Here is a 19,468-nt window from a genome sequence, read left to right on the forward strand (position 1 = left end):
TTGAATGACAGGAGGACGGTATGAATTTTTTAATCGGAATTGATGTTGGTACTTCCGCTACAAAGACAGTTCTTTTCGACGAGAATGGAAATGTTATCGCTGAGAGAGCTTATGAGTATCCAATGTACACACCTCAGAACGGCTGGGCTGAGCAGGAGCCTTCAGATTGGAGAAAGGCTTCCCTTGAGACTGTTGCAGCTGTTGTAAAAGAGGCTTTGGACAGTGGAAAGGTTGCTAATGCAGCTGATATTAAGGGTATTGGTATTTCCGGACAGATGCACGGCCTTGTAATGCTGGATGAGGCAGGCGAGGTTATCAGACCTTCAATCATCTGGTGCGATCAGAGAACCGGCGACGAAGTTGAGGAAATGCTTAAGATCATGCCCAGAGAAAAGTGGATCGAGATTACAGCTAATCCACCTCTCACAGGCTGGACAGCAGCTAAGATCCTTTGGGTAAGAAATAAGGAACCAGAGAACTACAAGAGATGCAGACACATTCTTTTGCCTAAGGATTATATCAGATATGTCCTTACAGGCGAGTTTGCAACAGAGGTTTCAGATGCATCAGGAATGCAGCTGATGGATGTGGCAAAGAGAGACTGGTCACAGGAAGTTCTTGATAAGCTCAACATCGACAGAAGCCTTCTTGGAAAGATGTATGAATCCTGCGAAGTGACAGGAACTCTTTTACCAGATGTTGCTAAGATGCTTGGTCTTACTACAGACACAGTTGTTGTTGGCGGTGCTGGTGACAATGCTGCTGCTGCAGTTGGAACAGGCGTAGTAAGAGAAGGAACAGCTTTCACAACAATCGGAACTTCAGGCGTTGTATTTGCCCATACTGATAAAGTATCTATCGACCCTAAGGGCCGTGTACATACCTGCTGCTGCGCAGTTCCAGGCGCATGGCACATCATGGGTGTTACACAGGCTGCAGGATTCTCACTGAAGTGGTTCAGAGACAACTTCTGCCAGAGCTACATCACTGAAGCTGAAGAGAAGGGTGTAGATCCATACGATCTTATCAATGCAGACATTGAGACAGTTCCTGTAGGAAGCGACAGACTTATCTACCTTCCATACCTTAACGGTGAGAGAACACCTCATCTTGATGACAAGGCAAGAGGTGTATTCTTCGGACTTTCAGGAATCCATACAAGAAAGCACCTGCTCCGCGCAGTAATGGAGGGTGTTTCATATTCACTTTGCGATTGCAACGATATTCTGAACGAGATGGGCATCAAGGTTCAGGAGATGATGGCTTGCGGAGGCGGCGGAAAGAGCAAGATCTGGAGACAGATGCTCTCAGACCTCTATGAGTGCAAGGTTGCAACTATCAACCAGGAACAGGGACCGGCTCTTGGCGTGGCTATCCTTGCTGGTGTTGGAAGCGGAGTATATTCAAGCGTTCAGGAAGCATGCGACAAGCTTATCACAAAGGCTAAGGAGACTTCTCCAGTTGCTGAGGATGCCAAGAAGTACGCTGAGTATCATGCGCTTTACAAAAAGCTCTATGCAGACCTTAAGGGAGACTTCCAGGATCTGGCTAAGCTTTAATTATCGGTACATTAGGGGCGTGGCCCCTGTATATAACAATTAAGATTCAAATGAGTAAGAAAGGGGATTTTTTATGATCAACATTCCAGAAATGAAAATCGGACTGGTAGCTGTAAGCCGTGACTGCTTCCCGGCTTCACTGGCTGTAAACAGAAGAAAGGCGCTTGTAGAAGCTTACAAGAAGAACTTCAACGACAAGGACGTTTATGAGTGTCCTGTATGTATCATCGAGAGCGAGACACAGGCTATGGAAGCTCTTGAGGATATCAAGAAGGCAGGCTGCAACGCTCTTTGCGTATACCTCGGAAACTTTGGACCTGAGATTTCAGAGACACTTATTGCTGAGAAGTTCGACGGACCTGTTATGTTCTGTGCAGCTGCAGAGGAGTCACAGGGCGACCTTATTGATGGCAGAGGAGATGCTTACTGCGGAATGCTCAATGCAAGCTACAACCTCCACCTTCGCGGCGTAAAGGCTTATATTCCTGAGTACCCTGTAGGAACAGCTGATGAGTGCGCTAAGATGATCAACGAGTTCGTGCCTATTGCAAGAGCTATCTATGGTCTTTCAAACCTTAAGGTTATCGCATTCGGACCTCGTCCTATGAACTTCCTTGCATGCAACGCACCTATCCAGCAGATTTACAACATCGGTGCAGAGATCGAAGAGAACTCAGAGCTTGATCTTTTCGAGAGCTTCAACAAGCATGCTGGTGATCCTAGAATCGCTGATGTAGTTAAGGATATGGAGAATGACCTTGGTGCCGGCAACAAGAAGCCTGAGATCCTTGAGAAGCTTGCTCAGTACGAGCTTACACTTCTTGACTGGGTTGAGGCTCATAGGGGCAGCAAGAAGTTTGTCTGCATCGCTGGTAAGTGCTGGCCTGCATTCCAGACACAGTTTGGATTTGTTCCTTGCTACGTTAACTCAAGACTTACAGGACGCGGAATTCCTGTATCCTGCGAGGTAGATATCTACGGCGCAATCAGTGAATTCATCGGAACATGCATCTCTGATGACGCTGTTACACTTCTTGATATCAACAACTCTGTACCTGCTGATATGTACAACGAGTCCATCAAGGGCAAGTTCGACTACAAGCACACAGATACATTCATGGGATTCCACTGCGGAAATACATGCACAAGCAAGCTTGCTAGCTGCGAGATGAAGTTCCAGAGAATCATGGCTCGTAACCTTCCTGAGGAAGTTACACAGGGAACTCTTGAGGGAGACATCAAGCCTGGTGATATCACATTCTACAGACTGCAGAGCACTTCTGACAACCACCTTCGTGCTTATGTTGCACAGGGCGAGGTTCTCAATGTTCCTACAAGATCATTTGGTGGTATCGGTGTATTCGCTATTCCTGAGATGGGAAGATTCTACAGACACGTTCTTATCCAGAACAACTTCCCTCACCACGGAGCAGTTGCTTTCGGTCACTTTGGAAAGGCTCTTTTCGAAGTATTTAAGTATGTTGGCGCAGAGACAATCGGCTACAACCAGCCTGCATCTCTTCCTTATCCAACAGAGAATCCTTTCTGCTGCTGATTGCATGACGGATTGCCACACATGGCAGGATATATTTGAAGATGACAAGGGCCCCTTCGCAAGAAGGGGCTCTTATATTTGGCAGAAATGGTGTGAGTCATTGGGGACGGTTCTATTTGACTCATAATAAAACAGCCCTAGAAACGCTATCCCAATAAAGCTTAAAACTGTAGATTCCACGGTGTTCCTCCCGGGACACCGCCGTTTTTATTATGTTAGTTCACTATGTTTCTTGGAGTTCCGTTCATCCAAGCCTGAATGTTCTTCTTGACTCCGTAGCCGGTTATTGTTACATACCAGTACATTCCAAAGGGCCGAAGCAGGTCAAGGTACTTAAGCATTGGCCTTGGATTCTTGGAACAAAAGCTGATAAGGTTCACCACAGAAGGATGAAGTATGTACTTGGTCACATAGGTCATATTGTAGGGATTGCGCACATAGACATAGCCTTCTTTCAGTCTTTGGGCAAACCAGTCGGCGTAAAAGGCCGGAATGTCAGTGCGGGAGCCGGTCTGAATGATCATTATGGTTCACCGATACCTTACTAAAATAAAATGAAAAACAATTCCGATATCACAACAAATCCACATCTTTGCTGTAAATATAATGTTATAATACCATGACAGGACAATTCACACTAAGGAGAAGCAAATGAAAATAGTTATTGCAGACAGAGACAGCGTCGGAACAGATATGGACTACAGCATCTACGATGAGCTGGGAGAAGTTACATACTACGACGATAAGGTAAATGAAGATAATGCAAAAGAAAGACTGGCAGGAGCAAAGGTTCTTGTCATAAATAAAAGCCAGATCACTGATAAGCTTTTGGATGATGCGCCTGAGCTTGAGCTTATATGTGAGTTTGCAACAGGTTATGACAATGCCAATATTCCTGCCTGCGACAGACATGGCGTTAAGGTTGCCAATGTGGTCAACTACTCGACAGATTCAGTTGCACAGCACACCTTTGCAATGCTTTTTTATCTCATGGAGAATCTTCGCCACTATGATGAGTTTGTTAAGTCTGGTGATTATGCAAACCAGGAGCATTTCTGTTGTCTGGACATTCCTTACGAGGAGCTTGCAGGCAAGACCTATGGAATTGTCGGTATGGGTAATATCGGAAGGAAGGTAGCTCAGATTGCAACAGCCTTTGGAGCACATGTGATCTTCTATGCATCATCAGGCCACAGCGACTGTACAGACTATGAGCAGGTAAGCTTTGATGAACTGCTGACAAGATCAGATATTATTTCTCTTCACTGCCCACTTAGCGACAGGACAAGAGATCTCTTTAACAAAGAGGCTTTTTCGAAAATGAAACAAACAGCCATCCTTATAAATGTAGCAAGAGGAGCAGTGGTGGTAGAAGATGACCTCTATGAAGCCCTTGCAAATGACACCATCAGGGCTGCAGGACTTGATGTACTAAATCCTGAGCCTATGGCTAAAGACTCTAAACTTCTTAAGATCCAGGATAGTGGGCGCCTCATCGTCACACCTCATCTTGCCTGGGCCAGCACAGAGGCAAGAAAAAGATGCCTTGATGAAGTTAAGAAAAACATTCAAGGCTGGATGAACGGAACTCCAAGAAATATCGTTAATTAAGAATTAAAATGTTCACCTTAAAACAGGTCGTATTAACCCGACCGCCAACATTTTAAGTTTAGTGACTCTTAATATTTTTAGCATAAAGGGGTATGTTATAATATACGGTAGGTTCGTGAACGGAAAGACGTTCTGCATATGAGGGGAATAAAATAAAAACAAAAAGCAGACAAAACGATATCATGAACGGGCTTTTCAGGCAGATGGTCGTGGTGAATATTGTCATCAACCTGATCATGCCCTGTAATCAGCTGATCGATACGATCATGACAGGACAGGCTTACGGCGCAGAGGCGTTGCAGGTCTATGCCCTGTTTCTTCCGGTCAGCTCTTTTTTGATTGCAGCAAGCTGCCTGTTTTCCAAGGGAACCCAGATCACATGCTCTCATTTCATGGGAAGGGGCAAGATCAGGGAGGCTGAGCAGGTCCTTTGCACCGCAGCCTGCATGGCCGCAGTTACATCCATAGCTATCGGCGTCTTGGTGTTTGTATTTGCGGGACAATTATCACTTCTTCTTGGAGCAAGCGCTGAAGTCCCCGGTCAGATCCGGGATATGTCGGGATACTTAAGAGGCTACGCCCCCGGTATACCGGAAATCTTTCTTCTTGATGTTCTCATGTGTGTTTTGATGCTAGAGGGCGATGAAAACGTACTAATTTATGCTTCCGTCAGCATGCTCATAACCAATGCCCTGGGAAATGTGGCAAATATCTTCGTCTTTAAGATGGGTATCACGGGAATGGCGCTTGCCACCTCGTTTTCAAACATCGTCGCATTTATTTACATGCTGATCTATTTTCTGAATAAATCTAAAATGTTCCATCTTTCAATTAAGAGCTTCAGGCCTTACTACGTCTTCGAGATAATAAAAAACGGAACCCCAAGCCTTACATATTTTGGAAGCCTTGTTATAAGGTCGGCCATTATGAATGCCCTGGTACTTAGCGGAATGGACAGAGGGGTACTTGTCAGCATTCTGGTAGCCAACAACTTTGCTGTTGTTACGGACGTGCTCATAAGCGGCTGGGGAGAAGCAATTCTTTTGCTGGAAGGCGTCCTCTTCGGTGAAAAAGACGAAAGCGGTGCAAAATCTCTTTTGACCGGTGCTGCAATTTCCGGAGCAGTGGTCATGTGCCTTATAACGGTGCTCACATTCTTTTTCCGGGTACCGATCTCAAGGCTTTTCATCAAGGCAGATGAGGCTGTATATATCACTATGGCCGCAAGAGCCCTGTCGATCACAGCCCTTTGCCTTGTCCCTGACATTCTTCAGTGTATCCTGAAAAAAAATGTACAGGCAATCGGCTGTCCCAGGTATACATCCGTCACCAATATCCTTACAAATGTGGTCTACTGCTGCGGCTTTGCCTGGATCCTTACAAGGATCATGGGATCTGACGGGCTCTTCGTATCATACACGGTTTGCTATACCATGGCCCTTGTTTCGAATTTCGTGTTTATGATGCTTGTTTCTCCGAAAAAATATGATATCAGTAAGGATGATTTTATAACATTTAATATAAACAGCCTTGAAGAGGGCATGGAAGCTTCCGAAAAGGTCTACCGTTATTGCATGGATAAGGGCATGGAAAAAAGAAAAAGCACATATCTTTCTCTTTTCGTCGAGGAGATGGTCAAAAATACCGTAGTGCACGGCTTTGTCCCGGGGCATCGCAATAGCATGATAGTCAAGCTCATCCGCTCGGGAGAGACCACCAAAATTAGCATCAAGGATAACTGCAGGCACTTTGACCCTTCCCGCTACTACGAGAAGGTCTGCGAAGGTACCGCCCCGGATAGCGGGTTTGGTATCAAAATGATAATGAAGCTTTCAAAAAATGTTGTATATACCAGCAGTTTTAATCTAAACAATCTCTTCGTGGAAGTGTAAGGGGAAAAATATGAGACTTACTTCAGCAACATTTTCAAAATAGAGATGGATTAAACAAACGCTGCTAAGCCATTACTTATTATCAGCTTTTCGAAGCGCATCAAGATCAAGCAGGCCAAAATGGTCTGCTTCTTCTATTACATCCATATGTATAAGAACGGATTTTGATGCGGTCATGATAAAGTCAAATAAAAGAGAAAGCGTTGCTGCCAGAACAAGAGCTGATCTGGGTATACCAAACAGATCCATGATGATGCCGACACAGACAAGCGGTCCCCCTGAAATCGGTGGTATTGCCGGTTCTATAAGGACAGCGATGATCCAGACGTTTATGAACCAGAAAGGACTTATGGGAATACCGCTGTATTCTGTAAGATAATATATTATAACGATGAGAGATACCTGTATCGTCAGGCCATACATGAGATTTTTTAATGGTGTGGCAAAATTGTTGTAGCTTTTATCAATGCCCAGCTTGGTTTCATTGACTTCAAGGGATGTACTGAATGCTGACATGGAAGATGCTGTGGTAAGTGCGATGATGAAAGTGGGGTAAATTTTCTTAAAGAGAACAGGCAGGCTTATCTTGTATTTGAAGCTTACCATTAACATCCTGATAAGTGCCAGAGCTGCGTTTATTCCGATGCACACGGCGATGGGCTTCCACAGGGTAAGGATCATCCCGATGCCGTTTTGGACGAACAGTATAGTAAGGCTTGCGTAAATGTATATGGGCAGCAACTTACATACGGCTTCAACAATACTGAGGAATAAAGAACTGCACTGGGAAGCAAAGATCGTTACCTGATCGACTCTGTTTCCGAGGATGATCATAACAGTTCCAGTAATCATGGCTATTATGCATACCTGTAGCATATTCCCTTCAATGAAAGGAGTAATGGGATTTGATGGGATGATGGCGGTGATCAGTGAGTAGATTTCCTGGGGGCCGCCTCCGCTTCCGGACTCTCCATATGTAAATTTATAGAAGGGTATAAGGACAAAGGTGCACACAAAGGATGCAGCTGCAGATTCCAGCATAGTCCGGGACATCATATATTTTCCTTTAGTATTAAGATCAGAGACGCTTCCCATTCCGCATATTCCTGACAGGATTGAGAAGAAGATGAGCAGTCCTGCAAAGACAAAGAGCAGGTTCATGAACACATCTGCAAGAGTCTGAAGTATATACTGAGAGATGAATGATACTATGTCCCCAGGCAGCAGGGGCAAAAGGATCCCTGAGATGATGGCAGCAATGGCAGCCAATATCAGAAGGCTCTCATCTTTCATGGGATTTTTAGGGACCTCAAGAGAAATCTCGTTGAGATCTTTTTTGTAGCTCCAGGATGGAACAAGTCCCAGGTTTTCAAGGTAGAACCTTGTCTGAGGGCTTACGTCATCATTGGAAGGATTGAAAGATTCCCCACTATATAAGACTTTGATAGTGAAGCGGCCAAATCTTTTGACCAAAAGGACAGTTATATCATGCTCATCTTCAAAATGGGTATTCAGGTCAAGGAGAATAGATTCAAGCATAAAGATGGTGCGGTTTTTGCTCTTTACCTTTTTCTCTGCCAGCCATGTTCCGAGAGATTCTGTTATCTCAACTATAGCTTCTTCGTTTAATTTGCGTTCGAACCGTTTTATCTCAGACATGGCTGATCTCCCATAATTTGTTGATATTATTTCTCATCAAGAGCTTTCTTGATCTCTTCTATAACAATCTTCAGAGCTTTTATGCGGGCGTACTTTTTGTCAACTGACTCAAGGACATGCCATGGAGCAAAAGAGGTACTGGTCTTTTCTATCATCTCGTCGATGGCTGTCTCGTAAAGATCCCATTTTTCGCGGTTTCTCCAGTCCTCGTCGGTGATCTTCCACTGCTTTTCGGGAGTGTTTTGTCTGTCCGTGAAGCGCTGGAGCTGGGTATCTTTGTCAATCTGAACCCAGAACTTGATGATAACTGCGCCCCACTCACTTAGCTCTTTTTCAAATTCATTGATCTCGTTGTAGGCTCTCTGCCAGTCGTTTTCGGAGCAGAACCCCTCAAGGCGCTCTACCATAACACGGCCGTACCAGGAGCGGTCAAAGATAGTGATGTGACCAGTCTTAGGAAGCCTTGTCCAAAATCTCCATAGGTAATGCCTTGCTTTTTCGTGGGGCTCAGGGCTTGCGATAGGCTCAACTACATAGTCTCTTGGGTCAAGGGCCTCTGTGATCCGCTTGATGTTTCCGCCCTTTCCTGCTGCATCCCATCCCTCGTAAGCGATGATAACAGGAATCTTTTTGCGGTAAACCTTGTTTCCAAGGTCTTTAAGTTCCTTCTGAAGGCGGTCAAGTTCAGCGTCATATTCCTCATTGGTCATCACCTTGTCATCCAGGGAAATCTCAGAGAGCTTGCCAATCTTCTCCATAGGGAAGGTGTTCTGGAGAATAGGAACATTCATCTTCTGGTTCTTTAGCGCGATATCAATTCCCTGATTGAGGAACTGAAGCACCTGAAGTTCCGCCCACTTCTTGTCGGTGGCATCTATTATGTACCAGGGTGTTCTGGACTGATTTGTATCAGTAAGGTAACGATCGAAGACCTCAAGGCACTTGTCGTAGTGCTTGTTCTGAAGAAGGTCTTCCTTGTCTACGCGCCAGCTGGTGTCTTTGCTGTCCTGGAGAGCTTCAAGTCTCTTTTTCTGTTCTTTTTTTGATATATGGAAAAAGAACTTTATGACAAGGTATCCGTTATCGCAGAGCTGACGCTCAATAACGTTGATAGAGTGAACTCTCTTTTCATAAAGGTCATCGGTAAGTTTCTTGTCGATAACTCCGTCGACGATCTCTTCCATCCAGCAGGTATCGAAGAACCTGAACTTACCAGCTTCAGGGATTTCTTTTATATATCTGTACAGGAAAGGATAACGCTTCTCTTCCTGGCTTGGTTCACGGTCCATGGTTGCGACTTTGAAAAATCTGGGGTCGATGTTGCGGATCACTTTGCCGATAACAGCGCCCTTTCCCGCCGCATTCCAACCTTCGAAAAGGACCATGACAGGAAGACCTGCTTCCTTGATCTTCATCTGGGACGCAGAAAGGTGAGCTCGTTCCTCTTTGAGCTTGGACTTCAGTTCCTCTTCATCCGGTAAATCAGCCTTGATAAAATCCTTAAGCATAAGCGTTCCTCCTTATGAAAAATGCACGTTTTTATAATAATATATTACCACAAAACCATAGATAAATAGCGGGTTTTTTCATTGCCAGGAAGAAGTATTTCCTATATAATAAATGTTAAGTATTTTGTAAAAAATGAGGGGAGAGGTATGAAAAAAAGTATACGAGGGTTCTTTTTGTCTACAGGCGTTTTGCTTGGTCTTATTTTCGCGTTGTTGTTTTTTCCCGGTGCGAGCATCAGGTCACAGGCCGTCGGCCCAGAAGTTGCAGTAGGTGTCGATGTTTCCAAGTATCAGGGAGGAATAAACTGGCAGCAGGTTAAGTCCCAGGGCATCAGATTTGCCATGATAAGGGTTGGTACAACCAAGAAGGGACTTGATGAACAGTTTATCAACAACATCAATGGAGCTAATGCAGCAGGTATCCGTACAGGTATTTACATTTATTCCTATGCTACTACTCCGGAAGCTGCAGCAGCTGAGGCGAATCAGGTTCTTGCCTGGATCGCTCCATACACAGTAACATTCCCAATCGCTATCGATATAGAGGATTCTTGCCAGAAGGGACTTAACGCAGCTCAGCTTCAGGCTATAGCAGATACCTTCTGTGGCATTATCAATGCAAACGGATACGAGCCTATGGTTTATGCCAGCAGGAACTGGTTTATGGGAAGAATGCCCAATATTTCTTCTGCAAAATGGGTGGCTCAGTACAACTCAGCTTGTGATTATCCCGGAGATTATGCTATGTGGCAGTCAAGTTCCCATGCTACATATGCCGGAATTCCTACAAGAGTAGATGTAAACCACCTGTATGTTGATTACTTCTCAAGGATCATTCCTGAGGGCTTCAACAGCTGGGGCGGACATGTTTACTACTACCACAACTACCGTAAACAGTATGGCTGGATCAACTTAAGCGGTCAGAAGTACCATGCTGATGGGAACGGATTTATCCAGACCGGATGGTTCCAGGATGAGAGCGGAATCTATTACCTGAATCCTGAGGCAGGTGGACTTGCAGCTGTGGGCTTTGCAGATATAGATGGAGCACATTATTACTTTGATGAGAATGGTGTGAGAAGAACAGGTCTTTTGAACCTGGGCGGAACTGTTTATTACGCAAATGCAGATGGTGTGTGCCAGAGAGGCTTCTTGCAGCTTGAGGATGGTATCCGCTACTTTGATGATCAGTACGTGATGCGCACAGGACTCACCCAGATCGGAGATAAGCTTTACTACTTTGACGCCAACGGAATCATGCAGACAGGTATGATCGCTCTGGAGACAGGCAAGTACATGTTTGGTGCAGACGGAATAGCTGTCAGCGGATGGTATTCAAATGAGCAGGGACAGAGATTCTACTTTGGACCTGGAAATGCAGCAGTAGTAGGACTTCAGACAATAGAGAAGGCTGCATACCTCTTTGGAGAAGACGGCGTTATGTTTACCGGATGGTCAGGAGATGTGGCAGCAAGATATTACTTCGGACCTGATGGAAAGATGGTTACAGGCTGGAATGCAATTGAAGGAAAGAACTTCTATTTTGCTGAGGATGGCAAGATGGTTGTTGGAATGGCATCTCTTAAGGACGGTGTATACTACCTTGATCCTACAGACGGACATCAGGTTGTTGGCTGGGTACAGCAGCCAGACGGATGGAGATTCTTCGATGGCAACAATGGAAAGATGCTTGTGAAGGTTACGGTTCCTCTGGAAGGTGTTAACTGCACATTTGACAAGAACGGACTTCTTGTAGATCCTGCAGGCTGGACTCCAGGAACTCCCGCTCCGGCACCTGCTCCTGAGGCAGCACCGGCAGCAGATCCTGCAGCAGCTGCACCTGCGACAGGCGGCTGATAACTTCAGAACAAATAAGTGAATTAAAGCCCATGTTGGTTGGCGAATAATAGCTAATCAACATGGGTTTTTTGCCGATATTATGGCGATTTTTACTCTTTTTTGATAGAGTGGTATGTGGTATTATATTGAAGCAGTAAAGGAAACTTAATATAAAGAGGAGTATAACTATATATGAACTTAGAAGAAGCTAAGAAGAAACTTGAACAGTTTGGACAGTTACATGTACTTAAATATTTTGATGAAATTAGCGAGGCTGAGAAGGCTGAGCTTTTACAGCAGATCGATGAGACTGATTTCGCAGTCCTTGAGAACTGCAAGAACCTTGGAAAGAGCGAAGGAAGAGGAGAGTTTAAGCCTCTTGCAGCCCTTCAGGTATCTGAGATAGAGCAGAAAAAAGAGGAGTTTACCAAGATTGGTGTAAAGGCTCTGAAGGAAGGAAAGGTTGCTGCCTGCCTTCTTGCAGGAGGAATGGGCACAAGACTTGGCTCAGATAACCCAAAGGGAATGTATGATATCGGTCTTACAAAGCCTGTTTTCATCTTCCAGAGAATCATCGAAAACCTTCTTGATACAGTTAAGCAGGCTGACGGAGCATATATCCGCCTGTTCATCATGACAAGTGAAAAGAACAATGATGCTACAATTTCTTTCCTTAAGGAGCACAATTTCTTTGGCTATCCAGAGGAGAAGATCACATTCTTCAAGCAGGACATGGCTCCAGCTTCAGACTATGACGGAAAGGTATACATGGAGGGTAAGGGAAGGATCTCTACATCTCCTAACGGAAATGCCGGCTGGTATTCTTCAATGCTTAAGGCAGGTCTTCGTGATCTTATTCTCAAGGAAGGTATCGAGTGGATTGATATCTTTGCAGTAGATAACGTGCTTCAGAGAATCGCTGATCCTTGCTTTGTTGGTGCTACTCTTGATGCAGGCGTAGACTGTGGCGCTAAGGTTGTTAGAAAGAACGCCCCAGATGAGAAGGTTGGTGTAATGTGTCTTGAGGATGGCAGACCTTCAATTGTTGAGTACTACGAGCTTTCACAGGAAATGATGGATGCTAAGGATGAGAATGGTGATCCTGCTTATAACTACGGTGTAATTCTTAACTACCTGTTCAATGAGAAGGCTCTTAACGAGATCGCAAAGAATACACTTCCTCTCCACGTTGTTGAGAAGAAGATTCCATATATTGATGAGAATGCTAACCTTGTAAAGCCTGAGTCTCCAAACGGTTGCAAGTTTGAGCAGCTGGTTCTTGATATGATCCATGAGCTTGATACCTGCCTTCCTTACGAAGTAGTAAGAGAGCATGAGTTTGCTCCTATCAAGAATAAAGAGGGTATTGATTCAGTTGAGTCAGCAAGAGAGCTCTGCAAAATGAACGGAATTGAGCTGTAAAAAGGCTCAGTTAACAAAATGACAGCTTGTTGTAACAAAAGTAAGTTGAAATGACTGGCGAATTTCTTTAGAATTCCAATAAAGAAAACATTACAACCAGTAATGAGAAAAGAGGTAGATATGGCAATTCTTGTAACAGGTGGAGCAGGCTATATTGGCTCCCATACAGTAGTAGAGCTTCAGAATGCAGGACACGATGTTGTAGTTATGGACAATCTGGCAAACTCCAGCAAGAAATGTCTTGAGAGAGTAGAGGCCCTTACAGGCAAAAAGGTTCCTTTTTATGAGGCAGATATCAGAGACAGAGATGCCCTTGAGAAGATTTTCGCTGCAGAGAAGATTGACAGCGTTATCCACTTCGCAGGACTTAAGGCTGTTGGTGAGTCTGTACAGAAACCATGGGAATACTATGATAACAACATCACAGGAACTCTTACATTAGTAGATGTGATGAGAAAGCATGGTTGCAAAAACATTATCTTTTCATCATCAGCAACTGTTTACGGAAACCCTGCACAGATCCCGATTACAGAGGAGTGCCCAAAGGGTCAGTGCACAAATCCTTACGGATGGACTAAGTCCATGCTTGAGCAGATTCTTTCTGATATCCAGAAAGCTGATCCGGAGTGGAATGTAGTTCTTCTTAGATACTTCAATCCTATCGGAGCTCACAAGAGTGGAACAATTGGTGAGAATCCTAATGGAATTCCTAACAACCTTATGCCTTATATCACACAGGTTGCAGTTGGAAAGCTTCCTAAGCTCAATGTATTCGGCAACGACTATGATACACATGATGGAACAGGTGTCCGCGATTACATTCATGTAGTTGACCTTGCGATCGGTCATGTAAAGGCTCTTGCAAAGCTTGCTCCAGGAAGCGGACTTAATATCTACAACCTTGGTACAGGCGTTGGCTACAGCGTGCTTGATATTGTAAAGAACTTCGAAGATGCAACAGGTGTTAAGATTCCTTATGAGATCAAGGAAAGACGTGCCGGAGATATAGCAACCTGCTACTCAAAGGCAGATAAGGCTGAGAGAGAGCTTGGCTGGAAAGCACAGAACGGAATCAAAGAAATGTGCGAAGATTCCTGGAGATGGCAGAGCCAGAACCCTAACGGTTACGATGCTTGATCTGATTAAGTTATAAAGACATTTTGTGGGACAGAGGTAGGTTCTCTGTCCCATTTTTTGAAGGAGAAAAACATGTTTAGACTATGGGTGAAGCTCATACAGGACAACCACCTTTTGAAGGATATGGTGGTCTGTGATGAGACCTTTGACACCAGGACACACAAGGTGATGAATTCCATAGAAAAGGCCTGTTATGAGATGGATCTTCCAAAGCCCATCTGGCTTGATAATACTGTGAAAGACTTCCAGATCCATGCTAAGTGCAGGTTTACGAAGGACGCTTTTATCGAGGATGTCTCTTTTGACTATATGGAGATACAGGTCATCGAGGAAGACGAATATTAATTATTATTAATTTTTATATAAGATTTAAAACACAATTTAGTCACAGTTGAAAACTATACTAAAGCCATAAAAGCGAAAGGAAGGACATTATCATGTACGAAGATGATAAAAATGTTTCAAGTTCTTTTAATGGCGGAAGTTATAGTGGCCAGAGTAATTTATATAATCAGGGCGGATACAACTCCCAGGGGCCACAGACCTCTTATAACAACACAGGTTATACCCCGAGTTATTCCTACAGCCAGTCCAGCTACAATTACAACCAGAACGGACAGCCAACCTATGGTACATATCAGTACAATGCAAATGCTGCCGGAGGAATGGTACCACCGGAAGCTCCTGTAAAAAAGAAGCATACGGTAGCCAAGGTTATCGCAGCCATCTGCATTTTATCTCTTATCGTAGGTGGTGTGGGATTTGCATATACTACAATAACCAGAAGATCAGGCAGTGCTGCTGAGGTGGCAGTTGAGGATAGTAATGCTCAGGCAGAAGCTATTGGGGAAAAGGCTGAGGCAACAGAAACTACAGTTGAAAAGGCAGATTCTGATATAAAGACTACCACTGTGACAGGTGAGACCAAGGCAGTGGTTACAGATGTAACTGCAGTTGTTGAAGAAGTTATGCCTGCCATGGTAATAATCCACAATAATTATACGGCTTCTGCAAATTACTTCGGTTATGTTCAGAAGGAAGAGGCGACAGCTTCAGGAAGTGGAATCATAGTTGGAGAAAATGATACAGAGCTTCTCATAGCTACAAACTACCATGTTGTGGAAGGTGCAGATTCTCTTGAGGTTATCTTTGCTGATGAAAGCACTGTTGAGGCGGCAGTTAAAGGAACAGATTCCACTATGGATCTGGCAGTTATAGCAGTTATGCTTGATGACATTTCAGCTGATACAAAAGATGCCATCAAGATCGCAACACTTGGTGACAGCGATTCTCTTAAACTTGGAGAGCCTGCTATAGCAATTGGTAATGCTCTTGGTTATGGACAGTCTGTTACTACAGGTGTTATCTCTGCCATAAATCGTGAGGTGGAGATGTCGGAAGGCGTGACACAGACCTTTATTCAGACAGATGCAGCCATCAACCCCGGTAACTCGGGTGGAGCTCTTCTTAACCTTCAGGGTGAGGTAATTGGAATTAACTCCAACAAGATCGGTGGCGAAACCATCGAAGGTATGGGATATGCCATTCCTATCTCACTTGCTCAGCCTATCATTGATAAGCTCATGAATGAAAAGACACTTCTCAAGGTGTCAGATGAAGATAGAGGATACATTGGAATTTCAGGGGTAAGCGTAACTTCAGATGTTTCTTCTTACTATGGAATCCCTCAGGGCGTATATGTTGCAGAGGTTTCACAGGGTGGTGGAGCTCAGGCAGCAGGAATCCAGAAGGGCGATGTTATAACAGAGTTTGATGGTATGGAGATCACTTCAATGGATGATCTTCAGACTAGGCTCCAGTACTATGAGGCAGGAACTGATGTAACAGTTAAGGTCATGAGACAGAACGGAAGTGACTACGCAGAGCAGACGTTTAACGTAACTCTTGGAAGTGCATCAACACTATCAAATAGTGGTGATACAAATGCCGGAACAGAGGACTCTAAGGATCAGTATGATGGATCACAGCAGCCTGCAATGCCCGGAAACAAAGGTGGTCAGCCACAGCAGGGACAGGAAGGCAACGGAGGTCACTGATAACAAACAAATATGTTATATTTACCGCGGATAAGCAGTAGCTTATCCGCGGTTTTTTGATTGTGGGGAGATAGTCGGGGATGATATAATCAGATAAACGTATATTTATTCTTTTTACTGATCAAAAAGGAGACTGGTTTATGGAAGAAATGATGATGAAAGTAGGAAGGGCAATGTCTATAAGAATGGGTATTGCCATGAGTTTTTGTCTGTCACTTGTGGGAACTCTCACCTCGGGGCATTTTACCCCCATAGGCTTTGTAATCAGCTTTGTGATCAGTTCTATCATAAGCCTCCTGATTGGATTTATCATCCCCATGGGAAAAGTATCCGAGGGTGCACGTGCCAAGGCTAAACTGGAAAGAGGCAGTATAAAGGCAAGGCTCCTGGAAACCTTTATTTCTGACCTGATCTATACCCCTGTTATAACTCTCGCTATGGTATTCTTTGCATATAAAATGGCCATGAAGCAAAGTGGAGGAGCTGCTCAGCTGAACTTCTGGGGCATGTTTCTTTCATCCCTTGCTATTTGTTTTGTGGCAGGCTTTATCCTTATATTCCTGGTACAGCCTATTTTTATGAAAGGGGTTATGAAAAAATATGGCATGAATGGAATGGGAAATGGTGGAGCTCCCGGCCCCCAAGGACCTAGGAAAGAGTAATGTTTGAGAAAAGAATTGGAGGACTACAAGATGAATGATGTAGTTTTTAAGAGGAATGAACTTCTGGCACAGACAGTGATAAAAGGGCTGGAGTCCAGAAATATGAAGGGGTACTACGCTGCAACAAAGGCTGAGGCCATGCAAAAGGCTATGGAGCTGATCCCTGAAAAGAGTTCTGTGACCATGGGAGGTGCTATGAGCGCCCATGAGATTGGCCTTGTGGAAGTTCTTAAAAATGGAGACTACAACTTTATTGACAGGGATGCTTACGAGGATAAGAGAGCAGCTATGCTGGCAGCCTATGATGCTGATTTCTTTATAGCAAGCACCAACGCCATGACTGATGATGGCATTCTGGTGAATATTGATGGTAATTCCAACAGAGTTTCTGCCATAGCCCAGGGACCAAAGAAGGTTATTTTCATTGTGGGAATGAACAAGGTATGTGGAGATCTGGACAGCGCCATGAAGAGAGCAAGAAATGTGGCAGCTCCAATAAACGCTCAGCGCTTCGGCCTTTCAACACCCTGTGCAAAGACCGGAAAGTGCATGGACTGCAAGTCCCCGGACACCATCTGCTGTCAGTTCCTTATTACAAGATATTCAAGACATGCAGACAGGATTCATGTTATCCTTGTGAATGATAATCTTGGATTCTAAGAAGGCGGATATGGATATTAAAGCAGTTATTTTTGACCTTGACGGAACATTAACAGATACAGAAAAATTTTACCAGACTGCCTGGCCAAAGGCTCTTGCGCACTTTGGCTATGAGATGGAGCCTTGGATGCCCCTGGAGCTTAGATCATTAGGCCGTCCCTTTGCACCACAGCGTTTTAAGGAGTGGTTCGGAGAAGACTTTGATTACAACGAAGTGAGAGAGTACAGAAAAAAGCTTGTGGCTGATATTCTTGCAGAGAATGGGATACCACTTAAGCCAGGAGCAAAAGAGATATTGACCTGGCTTCGTGAACATGGCATCTTGACCTGCATTGCCACAGCAAACGACTACGAGCGCACCAAGGGTTACCTGTTAAAACTGGGCCTCTTCGATCACTTCGACAGAATAATCTGCTCCGACATGGTCAAACTCGGGAAACCTGCCCCCGACATCTATGCCTATGCTTGTAAGCAGCTTGGCCTTGATCCCAAGGAAACCTTCGCAGTAGAAGACTCCCCTAACGGAGTCACCAGTGCCTACCTCGCTGGTTGCAACGTAATCATGGTCCCGGATCTTACAGAGCCTGACGAGGAAGTGCAGAGAAAGCTTTATGCAAGAGTAGATAAGCTATTAGATATTAGAGGATTATTATAAAAAAGGCTGTCACATAAGTGACAGCCTTAAATTCTTTATGCCTTCTTCTCGGCCTCCATGGAAGCCTTGAGTTCTCCGCTCTTGTAGCGCTCAATGATATTGTTGATACGTTCTACAGGATTTAACAGATCACTGATAGAAGCATCGTGGTTAAGTGTGTCGATGAGGTAAGCAATGTACTTACTCATATCACAGCTGATATACCAGTCTCTTGAAAGAAGCTCAGGAGTCTGATAGATAAGGTTTGTAGTGAGAACCTTGTCGATGAGTCCCTGCTTGTGAGCCTCATCAAATACTTCCAAACCACCGGTAAAGAGACCGAAGGTTGAAAATGCGTATATTCTTGCAGCCTTGCGCTCCTTAAGAGCTTTAGCTACATCGATCATGCTCTCGCCGGAAGAGATCATGTCATCAACGATGATAACTGACTTTCCTTCAACGCTGCTACCAAGGAATTCATGGGAAACAATAGGGTTTCTTCCATCAACAACCTGTGTGTAGTCGCGTCTTTTGTAGAACATTCCTACGTCCAGTCCAAGAACTGAAGCAAGGTATATTGCTCGGCTCATTCCGCCTTCATCAGGGGAAATAACCATCATGTGCTCTGAATCGATCTGGAGATCGTCTACGTTACGGAGCAGAGCCTTAATAAACTGATATGTGGTGCGTACAGTCTCAAAACCATTGAGAGGAATTGCGTTCTGTACACGGGCATCGTGAGCATCAAAGGTGATGATGTTGTCAACGCCCATATTAACAAGCTCCTGAAGAGCAATTGCGCAGTCCAAAGACTCGCGGGAACTTCTCTTGTGCTGTCTGGATTCATAGAGGAAAGGCATGATAACAGTTATTCTTCTTGCCTTACCACCAACAGCAGCAATGATTCTCTTAAGATCCTGATAGTGATCATCAGGAGACATGTGATTGATCTGACCGAATAATGAATAGGTCTCTGAATAGTTACATACATCTACCAGAAGGAAGAGGTCATCTCCTCTGACAGAAGTCTTGATTACGCCTTTTGCTTCGCCTGTTCCAAATCTTGGAATCTCAGCATCAAGAATATAAGTGGGGCGCTCGTAGCCTGTAAATGCAAGGCTGCCCTTGTGTTCGTTCTCTCTTTCAGCTCTCCACTTAACGAGATAGTAATCAACCTTCTCTGCAAGAGGCCTTGTGCCCTTTAATGGGATCATGCCCAGGGACCCTACAGGAATGGTCTCCAGATTACGCTTCTCTTCTCTCTTTGACATTA

The 19,468-nt window shown here is 44.4% G+C and carries 16 protein-coding genes; 12 read left to right on the forward strand and 4 right to left on the reverse strand.

The annotated features are described in order from the left end of the window. Window positions 1-20: 20 nt before the first annotated feature. Both xylB and BO18_RS08420 read left to right on the forward strand, forming a co-directional pair. Window positions 21-1,559, forward strand: coding sequence for a xylulokinase (xylB, locus tag BO18_RS08415; protein ID WP_034445343.1), 1,539 nt, complete (start codon window positions 21-23; stop codon window positions 1,557-1,559). A 73-nt stretch (window positions 1,560-1,632) separates the two neighbouring features. After that, window positions 1,633-3,114 (forward strand): L-fucose/L-arabinose isomerase family protein, encoded by a 1,482-nt coding sequence (locus tag BO18_RS08420; RefSeq protein WP_034445345.1) that lies wholly within the window; start codon window positions 1,633-1,635, stop codon window positions 3,112-3,114. 215 nt (window positions 3,115-3,329) lie between these two features. Here the strand turns inward: BO18_RS08420 and BO18_RS08425 are convergent, their stop codons facing one another. Beyond that, window positions 3,330-3,638, reverse strand: coding sequence for a DUF1848 family protein (locus tag BO18_RS08425; RefSeq protein ID WP_034445346.1), 309 nt, complete (start codon window positions 3,636-3,638; stop codon window positions 3,330-3,332). 127 nt (window positions 3,639-3,765) lie between these two features. Here BO18_RS08425 and BO18_RS08430 point away from each other — a divergent pair, with 127 nt between their 5' ends. Next, entirely contained in the window at window positions 3,766-4,725 is a 960-nt protein-coding gene (locus BO18_RS08430) for a D-2-hydroxyacid dehydrogenase (RefSeq protein WP_034445348.1), read from the forward strand. A gap of 182 nt (window positions 4,726-4,907) precedes the next feature. Next, entirely contained in the window at window positions 4,908-6,617 is a 1,710-nt protein-coding gene (locus BO18_RS08435) for an MATE family efflux transporter (protein ID WP_034445349.1), read from the forward strand. Between the two features lie 72 nt (window positions 6,618-6,689). On the opposite strand, the gene BO18_RS08440 is transcribed toward BO18_RS08435, so the two are convergent. Both BO18_RS08440 and pap read right to left on the reverse strand, forming a co-directional pair. Next, a complete protein-coding gene (locus BO18_RS08440; protein WP_034445351.1) occupies window positions 6,690-8,276 on the reverse strand; it encodes a dicarboxylate/amino acid:cation symporter in 1,587 nt (528 codons plus the stop codon). Window positions 8,277-8,302: 26 nt separating this feature from the next. Next, window positions 8,303-9,784, reverse strand: coding sequence for a polyphosphate:AMP phosphotransferase (pap, locus tag BO18_RS08445; protein ID WP_034445352.1), 1,482 nt, complete (start codon window positions 9,782-9,784; stop codon window positions 8,303-8,305). Between the two features lie 147 nt (window positions 9,785-9,931). On the opposite strand from pap, the gene BO18_RS08450 reads away from it, so the two are divergent. The 8 genes from BO18_RS08450 to BO18_RS08485 all read left to right on the forward strand — a co-directional run bounded on the left by BO18_RS08450 (window position 9,932) and on the right by BO18_RS08485 (window position 18,216). Then, window positions 9,932-11,641 (forward strand): GH25 family lysozyme, encoded by a 1,710-nt coding sequence (locus BO18_RS08450; protein WP_081860964.1) that lies wholly within the window; start codon window positions 9,932-9,934, stop codon window positions 11,639-11,641. A gap of 174 nt (window positions 11,642-11,815) precedes the next feature. Next, window positions 11,816-13,045: a UTP--glucose-1-phosphate uridylyltransferase gene (locus tag BO18_RS08455; protein ID WP_034445355.1), complete on the forward strand. Its 1,230-nt coding sequence runs from the start codon at window positions 11,816-11,818 to the stop codon at window positions 13,043-13,045. Window positions 13,046-13,165: 120 nt separating this feature from the next. Next, entirely contained in the window at window positions 13,166-14,182 is a 1,017-nt protein-coding gene (gene galE / locus BO18_RS08460; RefSeq protein ID WP_034445357.1) for a UDP-glucose 4-epimerase GalE, read from the forward strand. A 72-nt stretch (window positions 14,183-14,254) separates the two neighbouring features. Further along, the gene (locus BO18_RS08465; protein WP_034445359.1) at window positions 14,255-14,527 is read left to right on the forward strand and encodes a hypothetical protein; all 273 of its coding nucleotides are present in this window, start codon (window positions 14,255-14,257) and stop codon (window positions 14,525-14,527) included. A 92-nt stretch (window positions 14,528-14,619) separates the two neighbouring features. Beyond that, entirely contained in the window at window positions 14,620-16,239 is a 1,620-nt protein-coding gene (locus BO18_RS08470) for a S1C family serine protease (protein ID WP_051688585.1), read from the forward strand. A 140-nt stretch (window positions 16,240-16,379) separates the two neighbouring features. Further along, entirely contained in the window at window positions 16,380-16,901 is a 522-nt protein-coding gene (locus BO18_RS08475; RefSeq protein WP_051688586.1) for a hypothetical protein, read from the forward strand. A gap of 30 nt (window positions 16,902-16,931) precedes the next feature. Then, a complete protein-coding gene (locus tag BO18_RS08480) occupies window positions 16,932-17,561 on the forward strand; it encodes a lactate utilization protein (RefSeq protein ID WP_034445360.1) in 630 nt (209 codons plus the stop codon). 10 nt (window positions 17,562-17,571) lie between these two features. Then, window positions 17,572-18,216: an HAD family hydrolase gene (locus BO18_RS08485; RefSeq protein ID WP_034447179.1), complete on the forward strand. Its 645-nt coding sequence runs from the start codon at window positions 17,572-17,574 to the stop codon at window positions 18,214-18,216. Window positions 18,217-18,251: 35 nt separating this feature from the next. Here the strand turns inward: BO18_RS08485 and BO18_RS08490 are convergent, their stop codons facing one another. Further along, window positions 18,252-19,466 carry a ribose-phosphate pyrophosphokinase gene (locus tag BO18_RS08490; protein WP_034445362.1) on the reverse strand — a complete coding sequence of 405 codons (1,215 nt, stop codon included), beginning with the start codon at window positions 19,464-19,466 and terminating at the stop codon, window positions 18,252-18,254. Between the last annotated feature and the right edge of the window lie 2 nt (window positions 19,467-19,468).

It is taken from the genome of Butyrivibrio sp. AE2032 (genome assembly GCF_000702965.1).